General features: G+C 40.3%; 12 protein-coding genes. All 12 read left to right on the forward strand.

Annotated features, from left to right (window positions below):
• Positions 1-93: 93 nt before the first annotated feature.
• The 12 genes from OCV96_RS11655 to OCV96_RS11710 all read left to right on the forward strand — a co-directional run bounded on the left by OCV96_RS11655 (position 94) and on the right by OCV96_RS11710 (position 12471).
• Positions 94-2214 (forward strand): recombinase family protein, encoded by a 2121-nt coding sequence (locus OCV96_RS11655; RefSeq protein WP_117599152.1) that lies wholly within the window; start codon positions 94-96, stop codon positions 2212-2214.
• The gene (locus OCV96_RS11660; protein WP_054325472.1) at positions 2139-2516 is read left to right on the forward strand and encodes a TnpV protein; all 378 of its coding nucleotides are present in this window, start codon (positions 2139-2141) and stop codon (positions 2514-2516) included. The genes OCV96_RS11655 and OCV96_RS11660 overlap by 76 nt, the downstream gene beginning before the upstream one ends.
• A gap of 340 nt (positions 2517-2856) precedes the next feature.
• A complete protein-coding gene (locus tag OCV96_RS11665; RefSeq protein ID WP_071428839.1) occupies positions 2857-3417 on the forward strand; it encodes an RNA polymerase sigma factor in 561 nt (186 codons plus the stop codon).
• Complete coding sequence (locus OCV96_RS11670; protein WP_054690455.1) at positions 3414-4106, forward strand: hypothetical protein; 693 nt, start codon at positions 3414-3416, stop codon at positions 4104-4106. The genes OCV96_RS11665 and OCV96_RS11670 overlap by 4 nt, the downstream gene beginning before the upstream one ends.
• A 386-nt stretch (positions 4107-4492) precedes the next feature.
• Positions 4493-4684 carry a hypothetical protein gene (locus OCV96_RS11675; protein ID WP_158436740.1) on the forward strand — a complete coding sequence of 64 codons (192 nt, stop codon included), beginning with the start codon at positions 4493-4495 and terminating at the stop codon, positions 4682-4684.
• Entirely contained in the window at positions 4665-5684 is a 1020-nt protein-coding gene (locus OCV96_RS11680; RefSeq protein ID WP_262594597.1) for an AAA family ATPase, read from the forward strand. Before OCV96_RS11675 ends, OCV96_RS11680 begins: the two co-directional genes overlap by 20 nt.
• A 180-nt stretch (positions 5685-5864) precedes the next feature.
• Positions 5865-7130 (forward strand): plasmid recombination protein, encoded by a 1266-nt coding sequence (locus OCV96_RS11685; RefSeq protein WP_117599154.1) that lies wholly within the window; start codon positions 5865-5867, stop codon positions 7128-7130.
• Positions 7131-7253: 123 nt separating this feature from the next.
• Positions 7254-7442 (forward strand): transposon-encoded TnpW family protein, encoded by a 189-nt coding sequence (locus tag OCV96_RS11690; protein ID WP_054325550.1) that lies wholly within the window; start codon positions 7254-7256, stop codon positions 7440-7442.
• 115 nt (positions 7443-7557) lie between these two features.
• On the forward strand, positions 7558-9309 hold the full coding sequence (locus OCV96_RS11695) for a helicase-related protein (protein ID WP_262594598.1): 1752 nt from the start codon (positions 7558-7560) through the stop codon (positions 9307-9309).
• Positions 9310-9318: 9 nt separating this feature from the next.
• Entirely contained in the window at positions 9319-10152 is an 834-nt protein-coding gene (locus OCV96_RS11700; protein ID WP_006856820.1) for a DUF6674 family protein, read from the forward strand.
• 284 nt (positions 10153-10436) lie between these two features.
• Entirely contained in the window at positions 10437-11147 is a 711-nt protein-coding gene (locus OCV96_RS11705) for a LytR/AlgR family response regulator transcription factor (protein ID WP_006856822.1), read from the forward strand.
• Between the two features lie 4 nt (positions 11148-11151).
• Positions 11152-12471 carry a sensor histidine kinase gene (locus OCV96_RS11710; protein ID WP_055264225.1) on the forward strand — a complete coding sequence of 440 codons (1320 nt, stop codon included), beginning with the start codon at positions 11152-11154 and terminating at the stop codon, positions 12469-12471.
• Positions 12472-12609 lie beyond the last annotated feature (138 nt).

Raw genomic sequence — 12609 nt, forward strand, 5'->3', positions numbered from 1 at the left:
AGTTCCGCTTTGTACCCCTATTTTCTCCTATTAGCAGAGGGAGTAATCCCTGTAATGCTAAATCGGATTACATAAGGAAAGGAGGATAAGAGAATGTCAAGGAGTTCAAAGATTACAGCACTCTATGAGCGTTTGTCGAGAGATGATGATCTTAATGGTGAGTCAAATTCAATCACCAATCAAAAGCAATACTTGGAAGATTACGCCCGAAGAAATGGTTTTACGAATATCCGTCATTTTACTGACGATGGTTTTTCGGGTGTAAATTTCAATCGTCCGAGTTTTCAGGAGTTGATTAAGGAAGTAGAAGCAGGAAATGTCGCAACGATTATTGTTAAGGATATGAGCCGATTAGGGCGAAACTATCTGCAAGTCGGTTTTTATACGGAAGTTCTGTTCCCACAGAAAGATGTCCGTTTCCTTGCGATAAATAACAGTATCGACAGCAATAATGCTTCTGACAATGACTTTGCCCCATTTTTGAATATAATGAACGAATGGTACGCAAAAGACACAAGCAATAAAATCAAGGCTGTGTTTGACGCCCGTATGAAAGACGGAAAGCGTTGTAGCGGTTCAATTCCCTATGGATATAACCGATTAGCAACCGACAAACAAACGCTTGTCGTTGACCCTGTGGCTTCTGCGGTGGTAAAGCGTATCTTTTTGCTTGCCAACGAGGGCAAAAGTCCGAGAGCAATCGCTGAATTGCTTACCGAAGAAAAGGTTTTAATTCCGGCTGCACACGCAAAGGAATATCACCCCGAACAGTATAACGGAACAAAGTTTTCAGACCCGTATCTTTGGGGAATGTCAACCATAAGAGCGATTTTAAGCAGACAGGAATATCTCGGTCATACTGTTTTGCGTAAATCGGTCAGCACCAATTTCAAACTGCACAAAAGAAAGAATACCGATGAAGATGAACAGTATGTATTTTATAATACGCACGAGCCTATCATCTCGCAGGAACTTTGGGACAGCGTTCAGAAGCGAAAGAAACGAGCGAACAGGACAGCGGCAAGAGGAACGCATAGCAACCGTTTAAGCGGTTATCTGTACTGTGCGGATTGTGGCAGAAGAATGACCCTGCAAACGCATTACAGTAAAAAAGACCGTTCGGTGCAGTATTCTTACCGTTGCGGCGGATATGCAAGCAAAGTAAACTCCTGCTCTGCCCATTCAATTAGTGCTGATAATGTTGAAGCCTTGATATTATCGGCTGTCAAACGATTATCAAGATTTGTTCTGAATGACGAAGAAGCCTTTGCAAAGGAACTTCAAGCACTTTGGAATGAAAAGCAGACAGAAAAGCCAAAGCACAATAAATCGGAATTGCACCGTTTTCAGAAGCGATACGATGAATTGTCTAAACTTATTCGTGGCTTGTATGAAAATCTTGTTTCGGGATTACTGCCCGAAAGACAGTATAAGCAACTGATGAAGCAGTACGATGACGAACAGGCTGAGCTGGAAACGAAGATTGAGGAAATGGAAAAGGAACTTACCGAAGAAAAAGTAAATGCTGTTGATATTAAGCATTTCATTTCTTTAATTCGCAAGTGCAAAGAGCCGACAGAAATTTCCGATTTGATGTTTGCTGAACTCATTGACAAGATTGTGGTTTATGAAGCAGAGGGTGTGGGAAAAGCAAGGACACAAAAGGTTGATATTTACTTCAACTATGTCGGGCAGGTCGATATTGCCTATACAGAAGAAGAACTTGCTGAAATAAAGGCACAGGAAGAACAGATTGAGATGGAACGCTTGGCAAAACAGCGTGAGCGTGAAAAAGCCTACCGAGAGAAGCGAAAGGCGAAAAAACTCGCTGAAAACGGTGGAGAAATCGTCAAGACAAAGATATGTCCTCACTGTCAAAAAGAGTTTGTGCCTACAAGTAACCGACAGATATTCTGTTCAAAAGATTGTTGCTATCAGGCAAGGCAGGACAAGACAAAAGCCGACAGAGAAGCTGAAAAAGGAAATCATTATTATCGTCAGCGTGTCTGTGCTGTGTGTGGCAGTACCTACTGGCCTACACACAGTCAGCAGAAATTCTGTTCCGAAGAATGTCAAAAGATAAACCATAACGAGAAGTCTTTGGAATTTTATCACAAGAAGCAGAAGGAGAAATCAGAATGCAAAGATTTATTACAGACGAAAGAACTGGTATCCAGTACGAACTCATCGGAGATTATTACTATCCCTGCTTGACGATAGAAAACGAAGAACCGCCTACGCTCACAAAATACGGAAGAATGAGGGAAAGATATTTGAGGGAGCATAGGAAAGTCTTATATTGCAATCTGCTTACAAGCGGAAAGTTATATGAACACCTTGCTGAAATTGATACTTCGGCGTGTAATATGGCGGAGTATCTGATAAAGGAAATGGCAAGAAAACAAGGTGTGACGGAACAACTGAAAGCGGAGGATATGATGAGATGGGTCGGATTGATGAATAATATCCGAGCCTGTGCAGATGAGATTGTATTGAACGATATTGTGTATTCCTAATAGCATACCAGCCGAAAAGGAACTGCTGTCTTTACTGATGGCAGTTTTCTTTTTCGGGAAGTATTCAAGAAGTCATTAAGTCGTGAGTGTAATGGAAGTGGTTAAATTGAAAGTTCATAAAGATGGTATGATGTGTTAAAATGAGAGTGATGAATTGTAATTTTCCGCATTGAATATTAAGAGACTTGTAGGTGTAAGCCTTTTGCTGTTTTATTATATTCTTTCAAAAAATGAAAGCTAATCTTTGAATAAATATTTTTTGAATTTAAGTGACGCTTGACACATTTTTCCCGTTTATTAGGGTGAAAGGCCTTAATACAAGGGAAAGGAGGAGAAGCCTATGGATGATAAGCAGATATTAGATTTATATTGGGAGCGCTCCGAAGCTGCTATATCCGAAACTTCAAAAAAATACGGAAAGTATTGCAGATACATAGCCTTTAATATTCTTCACAATGACGAAGATAGCGAGGAATGTGTAAATGATACTTATTTAAGAGCTTGGAACAGCATACCGCCTAACCGTCCATCTGTCCTAAAAACTTTTTTAGGGAAGATTACTCGCAACCTATCTTTGGACAGGTACGAACTGCTTAATGCAAAGAAACGTAATGGTGGGCAAATGCCATTGGTTTTTGATGAAATACAAGAGTGCATACCATCGTTGGATAGTACAGAAAACATTGTTGAAGAAATCGCTCTAACGGATATTCTCAACCGCTTTCTTTCTTCCCTGTCATTAGAACAGCGAAAAATCTTTATGAGAAGATATTGGTATTTATCGCCCATTAAAGAAATTGCAACGGAATATGGTATGAGCGAGAGCAAAATCAAGATGTCATTATTTCGTTCAAGGAACGAACTCAAAAAATTGTTAGAGAAAGAAGGTATCTCTGTATGAAAGAAAAGAAACTTTTAAGGGCATTGGGAAATGTCGATAATCAGTATATTAAGGAGGCTGAACCTATGAAAAAAACAAGTAAAATAACTAATCGGCAAAAATGGGTGTCTGTTGCAGCTTGCTTCGTACTCGTTGCTGTGATTGGAGTGGGAGTTTTTCAAAGCAATCTGTTTGGTACAAAAAACGATATTGCCACGCTGAATGATGGAGAAACAATTACTTTTGTTAAAAATGACTTATCACAATCTTCAATTAACTTAAATGTAACAACAAGACCTTTGAGCGATGCTGAAATTGAAATGCTTTTTGCAGACTTGCCTGTTACCGCAGATGCTTATTTTGATGCTGACAATCATAATATTCTGGGTTTTGAGGGAAAAATTGATGATACAAGAATGGTAGTTTCTAAACAGGGTGTAAATCTATTAGATACTATCATTGATGGAAATACAATCACTTCAAGTGTAGACGGCGTTGATATCAACGCAGGATATTTCGTAACAAAGTCAAATAGTCAAGGTGTCAAAACCGTAATATATTATGCAACCTTTGATATGGGAGAGAACACTATTTATGTAGAGTATTCTGGCGTTGAAAATGAAAGTGAAACTGTAAAAAACAACTTGGCAGACACAATTTTGAAGTTGATTGAGAACGGTGCATTTGATTTGAGCCAAATCCAAGAATAATCTGCAAATTTCATATACTAAGAACTTGATGTAACACCCTATACCCTTAAAAAATAGGGAAAGTAATATAAAGCCCCAAAAAACAAGTCTAAAAAGCTCTATTAGAACGGTATCTTCGCTTTTTGCCTGTTCTTATGATTATAATTTTAGTGGTCACGTTTTTTGCTACTTGAATGACAGAAAACATCGTAGAAATACGGTGTTTTTTGTTGCCCCAAACCCTACAATTTCATACATAACCACAGGTTAGTACAAATACCTTGTGTGATTTTTTGAAAGGCTTAGAAAGGCAATTTTGCCCGATTTTCGCCCCGAGAAATGACAGAAACAAGGCAGTAAGTATCTTCCCTGTGGTTTTTTGTTTTCAGGCGGAAAGGAGGATTGATATGCCGAGAATGAGTAAGAAACGGAAACAAGAGTGGGCATTGTTTCTGAATGAAAGAAATCGCATTACCTACAACGAACTTTGCAGAAAATGCAGTAATGACTGTAAGCAGAGTTTCCGCTGTATCGTGGTGCTCTGCCTGAAGTATTTATCGAAAAGGAGAACGAAGAACAATGATGAAAATGGAAAATGAGATGAATGTAAATGTACCGCTTGAAATTATCAAGGCAAGTGAGATTGAACCGAAAGAAGTGAAATGGCTGTGGTATCCGTATATTCCGTTCGGCAAGGTTACGCTCTTGCAGGGCGATCCTGGCGATGGGAAAAGCAAGTTAATGCTTTCCATAGCCGCCCTGCTCTCAAAGGGAGAACCTCTCCCCTTTACCGAAGAAGAAACAGAGCCTATGACAGTCATCTATCAGACAACGGAAGATGATGCAGACGATACGGTAGTCCCCCGTTTTAACTCTGCCGGTGGGAACGGAGAAAATCTTATCTTCATCAAAGAAGATGAAAAATCTTTATCCTTTGGAGATAACCGTATTGCTGAAGCAATCGAAAAGTATCACGCAAAACTTTTAATTCTTGACCCGATGAGTTCCTATATCGGAGAGAACTGTTCAATGAACAATGCCAACGAAACAAGGGCAGAGTTTAATCACTTGATTGCAGTTGCAAAAAATACTGGCTGTGCCATCGTGATTATCGCCCATATGAACAAGATGAGAGATATAAATCCTCTTTATCGCACCAACGGTTCGATTGATATTGCGGGTGCTGCAAGAAGTATTCTTGCAATCACACGCACACCGAACAAAGAAGCACCAGCGGAACGATATATGGTGCAAGTGAAATCTAACCTTGCCCCGACAGGCTCGGCAATTCTTTTTGAGGTGGCAGAAAAGGGAGTGGACTTTATCTCTGAAATGGAAATGACAGCAGAAGAAGCGTTCCAATCCCTCGCACCCAAAATGGGCAGACCGAACGAAAAGGAAATCAAGGCGAAAGAATTTCTTTTGGAAATGCTGAAAGACGGAGAAATGCTTTCTTCGGATTGCGAAGAAAGACTTGAAGCCGCTGGGTTCAAAAAATCGACCATCAAAAAGGCAAAGAAGAAAGCAGGAGTTATCTCCCGAAAACAAGGCTTTCTGTGGTACTGGTCTTTGCCGATGGGCGATATACCGAGAGAATAAAAGCAGGCTGTCTGATGGCGGGACAGTCTGTTTTTATGATGGAGGTATCAAAAGGAGGTCAAGGGGGAACACCCTTGCCCACGACATCTTTGCAGACGAAGTCTGAAAGTGTCATAGTGGGTTACACACATTCAGAGAATGTTGTGTAATGGCTTCGCCCTGTCTGGAAAGGAGAGAAAAATGGCAAAAACCAATAAGGCGGATATGAGTTGTGCAAGGGTAAAACAGTACACCGCTTTTGATGTGAGCAAGGCGGAAAGGCACAATGAACGCAAGAATGAAACCTATGAAAATATGAATGTGATTACGGAACGCATAGCCCTTAATGTGCATTTCAAAAAACCGACTGTCCCAACCTATATGGAGCAGTTAAAGCAGATGGAAACAGACGGGTTAGTATCGCTTCGTGGACTGAGGAAAGACGCTACCCTTTTCAATGAGATTGTGATTGATGTGAATACGATGTACTTCGAGCGTAACGGTGGTTATGAATATGCAAAGCAGTTTTATGAAGAAGCCTATCATTTCATCGAAGAAAAATTCGGTGCTGATAATGTTATATCGGCAGTAATGCACGCTGATGAAATCAATGTAGCCGCAACCGAGGAACTGGGAAAAGAGGTTTACCATTATCATCTTCACGCAATGGTTCTGCCTGTTGTGGAGAAAGAAATCTTATGGAGTAAGCGTTGTAAAAACCCCGAACTGCGAGGAACGGTCAAGGAAGTGGTTAATCAGATAAGCCATTCAAAGAAATGGAAATCGGATATTCCAATGACCGATGAAAAAGGAAATCCATTGTTAAAGAAGAACGGCAAGCCGATGTTTCGAGCTTCGTACAGCATACTGCAAGATGAACTGTTTAATTATATGACGGAACGAGGGTTCAAAGGCTTTCAGCGTGGCGAATACGGAAGTACAGCAGAGCATTTAACTTCCCTGCAATATCAAATCCAACAGGACAAAGAACGATTGGAGAAGTTGCAGAAGCGTATTCAAAAGGAACAGGTTAAATATGAGCCTGCCCGTCATATCTCAAAGACCTTAAACGAGATTGACGGTATGGGACAGAAAACCTTTACGGGCAAGATGGCAATATCCAAAGAGGACTACTCACAACTGACTGCCCTTGCAAAAGAGGGAATTACCAGTCGTGCGGAAATCAATAAGTTGGAGCAGAGTGCAAATTATTACCGACAGAAATATTTTGACAGTGCAAACGCATTGGAGAGAATGAAAACCAAATACAACGAACTGAAAGAAAAGTGCAGACCTTTTCTTGAAGCGTTGGAGCATTTCCCCGAAGTTGCTAAACTTTTTACCGAAAAAGTGAAGCAACTTTTTTCTTTTAAGGAAGCACAGGAACGAGCCGAAAAAGAAGCGAGGGAAAAAGAAAGACAAGAGCGTATTAAGGCACGAAGAAACAAGCGTGGTATGGAAAGATAACCATTTCCATTATACTCACGACTTAATGACTTCTTGATATGTTCCGATGAAACAGGCTGTATTTGTGGGGTGTTCCAAACGGAATGCCCCACAGTCAATTTATGAAAAGGAGAAACGGACTATATGAAAGAAAACACTTTATCTTATACAACGCGAATAGGCAAAACAACTTTTATTGTCAATGTGAAGCAATCGGAAAGTGCGAAGAAGCCTTTGAATACGGTGTTTCAAGAAATATGCCGACACGAGATGTTAGGCGTTTTTTCAGCAGATAAATATTTGAATTTAGAAAACTTACAAAAATCATCTTGACAAACTCGTTCCCGAAGGAACCGGATACCGGGCAAAGACAAGGTTTGCCAAGTTCTTCAATCTGCCGGAGCTGATTTCACTTTTCAAGGAAAGTGCGGATATTCAGACACCGGATATGCTAAAGCTGCCTGTACCGGAAGCAGAGTACGAAAATGTGGTGTTGAAACCGAGCGAATACCAGAAAGAAATGGTACAGTCCCTTGCGGATCGTGCGGAGGCTGTTCGTGATAGGAAGGTAGAGCCACACGTTGACAATATGCTCAAAATCACCAATGACGGTAGAAAACTTGCATTAGACCAGCGTTTGATCAACGATATGCTTCCCGATGAGGATAATTCCAAAGCCACCACCTGTGTGGACAAGGCATGTGAGATATGGGAAGAAACAAAGGAACAGAAGTCGGCACAGCTTATCTTCTGTGACTTATCGACACCGAAAGGAGATGGTACATTCAATGTTTATGAGGACATTCGGGGCAAACTGATTGAAAAGGGTGTCCCACCGGAAGAAATCGCATTTATCCATGATGCCAATACGGAGAAACGGAAAGCGGAGCTGTTTGCAAAGGTAAGAAGCGGACAGGTTCGTTTTTTGTTGGGTTCTACTGCCAAAATGGGAGCCGGAACCAACGTACAGGACAGACTGATTGCATTACACCATTTGGATGTGCCCTGGCGTCCGTCTGACATTGAACAGCAGGAAGGTCGTATTTTACGACAGGGAAACATGAATGATAAGGTCAAGATTATCCGGTATGTGACGGAAGGTACCTTCGACAGCTATTCATGGCAGCTCATTGAGAACAAGCAGAAGTTTATCGGGCAGATCATGACGAGCAAGTCCCCGGTACGTTCCTGTGAGGACATCGACGAAGCGGCGCTTTCTTATGCAGAGGTCAAGGCACTTGCAACCGGAAACCCTTACATCAAGGAGAAGATGGACTTGGACATACAGGTGTCAAAGCTGAAGCTCTTAAAGGCGAACCACACAAGCCAGCGTTATCGTCTGGAGGACAATATCGCAAAGCATTACCCGATGCAGATCACAGCCTTAAAAGAAAGGCTTGAAGGGTATCGGACGGACATTCAGACCTATGCGGCGCATAAGCCTGTGGATAAGGACGCTTTTTCCATGAAGATAGGCAACCGTACCTATACGGACAAAAAGGAAGCGGGTGCGGCGTTGATTGATATGTGCCGGAGTGCCAAACAGCCAAACATGGCGGTCACAATCGGAGAATTTCAGGGATTTAAGATGAGCGTGTCCTTTGACTCGTTCTTCTCAAAGTTTACGATCAGCTTAAAAGGAAGTCTGAGCCATGAGGTGGAAATCGGAGCCGATCCGCTTGGAAATCTGCAAAGACTTTCCAATGCGTTAGAGGGAATGACCGGGAAAATGACAGACGTGGAGCAGAAGCTTTCTAACGTGGAACATCAGCTTGAAACCGCAAAGGTGGAGGTCACGAAACCTTTTGCACAGGAGCAGGAACTGGCGGAGAAGCTAGAGCGACTTGCAGAGTTAAATGCGCTTCTTAATATGGACGAAAAGGGCGATAATGCGTTGGATATGGGAGATGATGAGCCGGAGGACGAAAACGGAGAGCAGAGCGCACAGGCACAGGAGGGCGAGCCGGACAGGGCAGAAGATATACAGGCGGTGGCTGATGAACCGTTAAAGCCTGTTGCAAGTTTTCTGATGTCGGAGCGTATCGCAGAGCATGACAAGGAACGGATGTTAGCAGACGGTTCCAGAGGGCGGGTATCCGTCAAGGAGAAACTTGCCGAGATGAAGCAGAAAATTTCCGATCAGAAGATGCCGGAGAAACCGGAGACTGTAAAGAGCAAAGGAAAAGAAGAAAGTTTATAGGAGGGTGCTATGGAAGCAAACGAACCAAAGAAAGAACAGAACACAGAGGAAATGGACGTTATGAAGCAGTTCATGGAGCTTTTGGGACAGCAGGGCATGAAAGAGCAGTCACAGGACTTTATGGAGGTCTTGCAGTATATCGCCGGGATGCAGTTACAGCTTTCCGCTATGGTGGACGAACTGCAAGGAGTACGGAAGCAGCTTGAAAGGATGCAGGAGAGCCAGCCGAAAGCAGCGGAAAGTCAGCTTTTGGATAAGGTGTCATACCTTCAGGAGAAGGTAAGCAGTCTTGCAGAACGCTTATCGGAATTGAAAGACCATTTGATTGACACCGCAGCACAGGCAGTAACCGCCTTTAAGGAAAAGGGAAGGGAGGAAATGAACAGGGTTCTTCAGAAAGGAATTTCCGGTGTGCAGTCGGTGCTTTCCGGATGCCGGGAGAAGATGGTTGATGTGCTTACCAGTTATGAAAAGACCGCCAACCAGATAGACAGTATCGGGGACGAGTTCAAGCAGATAGGGAACAGCGTAGCCAACGTGGGAAGGCTCTTAACCGGAAAAGGTACAAAGGAAGTGTCGGACGAAAAAGAGGGCGTTGCCCTTACAAGGGTACTGAATATGCCTGTAAAGAAGCATATCTCAGCCTTAAAGAAACAGGTGGAGCGGATTGACGGTGCAGTAGCGAAGCTGGATAAGATCTGTGCCGGACTGGATACCGGAAAGGATAAGGAAAAAAGCAGGGTGTCCGTCAAGGAAAAGCTGTCACAGATGAAAGTGAAATCGGAACAGCAGAAGAAAGAACCGGAAAAATCAAAGACCAAGAGTCAGGAAGCAAGTTTATAAAGGTTTATGGAAAGAGCAGGTAGCAATCTATCTGCTTTTTCCTGTTATGTGGTTATCGTAAGCAGAGAAGATTAAGTGACGAGCAGAGGAAACAGGCAAGGTTGCGATGGAGAAAATCAATTCAGACGAAAACAATAGGCAAATTTAAAGTTGATAAGAATTCACCGATATATTTATTAGACTATTCAGCATTACACATCATTACAGTTACATTTCAAAGCATTATAATTGTTTCACTTGAGGATAGATGCTAAAATAAATTTTTTAAGGAAAGAGGTGGTCGTGTGATTAACATAGCAATTTGTGATGATGAAAAATACATATTAGATAAAATCAAAAAGCTGGTATTTGATTTTTTTCATAGAAAAAACGTAGAAATAACTGTTTCACAATTCGGGAGTGGTGAGGAATTACTGAGACACAACAAAAATATAGATATTCTGTTCTTAGATATTCAAATGGATGGAATAGATGGGATGGAAACTGCAAGGAAGATGCGTAGTCAAAATTATAAAGGATACCTAATTTTTATAACAGTTCTAAAGGAAATGGTGTTTCAATCCTTTGAAGTCCAGGCATATGATTATCTGGTAAAACCGATTGAAGAAGAATGCTTTGAAAAAACGATGGAGAGATTATTTTCTGCTATGCAAAATGCAAAAGACGCAAGTTTGCTTGTCCAAAAGGGATACGAGAGTAATATTATTGCCTTTGATGACATTGTTTTTTGTGAAATTATAGACAGAAAAATATATCTGCATCTAAAAACGGAGGAAGTTATTGATTACTATGACAGAATTGAAAATCTTGAAACAAAACTAGATGGGAGATTTTTTAAATGCCATAGAAGTTATTTAATTAATTTGAGCCATCTGAAAAGTTATAAAAATGGGATGGCGTATATGATAAATGACAAACAGATACCTGTATCACGCTTACGGAGCAAGGAATTTTCAAGTGTTGTTTTGAAATATATGAAGGAACGGAGAGTGTGAAAGAATGGATGGATTAGATATTTTCAATGTATATATTATGGGAAGCATTGAAATGTTGACGGTTTTTCATTTCTTTACCAGATTTCTTAAGAAAAAGGTAAAGTTTATTTATTATATATTGTTTGCCTTTCTTGGAATGACGATTATGATGTTTTTTCCAACCGGCAGTATTATGGAATTATTGGTATATGTTCTGCTGTTGATGGCAGGAGGATTTTTTATATGTAGAACATACAATATATTTGTCGGGTTATATGCAGTTGTAATGATTGAAATAATGCACTTATGCTATGGAGTTTTTAATTCGATTTCGTGTATTTTATCTCCCTTGTTTTTTCAGGAAAATCCTAAAGCGGTTAGCGTTTTATTTATGGTAATGAGCAGTATTTTAGCTCTTGTTACATCTGTTTTGTGTTATCAGGTCATAAATAAAAATTTTTCATATGATGAAAACGTTAGGGCAAAATATGTTCTTCTGATTTTAATACCGACTTTAGTGATTTTTTTGGTAAGTGAATATATTAGTTCAAATATTTATGGACATACGATTACGATACAAGCAGATGGGAGTTTACCTAGCATAAGTCCGTTTCCATTACTGTTTATACAGATATTGGGGATAGCCAGTCTGTTTTGCATCATGTTTGCGTATAAAAAATTAGTGGATAGTTTTAAATTGAGCAGAGAGCTATCTTTATTAGAACTGGAAAAACATTCTTTAAATCAGTATGTGGAAGAAGCAAAAGTACGTTATGAGAAAACAAAAGCATTTCGACATGATGTGAAAAATCATATATCTATTGTCAAAGAATTGGTACAGAATGGCGATATAGATACAGCATTGCAGTATATGAGTGATATGGAAAATTTAACAGCAGATATGTCATTTCCGGTAAGTACAAATAACCCTGTACTTGATATTTTAATTGGAAATAAGTTAGGGATAGCTAAGAGCAATCAGATAGAAGTACAATGTTCATTTATTTCTCCATATCCATGTGGAATTGCTGATATTGACTTTTGTATTATTTTTTCTAATGCATTAGATAACGCTATCTCAGCTTGTAACCGAGTGCCCCATGATAATCAGAAATATATTCACATAACAGGAAAAGTGCAAGGTGATTTTCTTTTAATTGAAATAATTAATAGCCATAGTGGGAGAGGGAGCATTCGCAGTGGGACAGGACTTGCTAACATAAAAGCAGTTGCAGAAAAATATCATGGAGCAATGGAAGTAAGAATAGATGGAGATATATTTGTTTTAAGTGTTCTTTTAATCATTCCGCAACAATCAGAAAGCATTTCACAACAAATCTGTTAAAAACAGATATATGAATGACGAATAAGAGATTGTAAAAACATTATAGTGTATTAAAGAAAAGGAGCATTCCTGTTAAGTAACAAATAACCGGTTTGCAAAAAATGAGTGCCACCCATAGAATAATGATTGTTAACTGGC

Source organism: Waltera acetigignens (assembly GCF_025567015.1).
GTDB lineage: Bacteria > Bacillota > Clostridia > Lachnospirales > Lachnospiraceae > Acetatifactor > Acetatifactor acetigignens.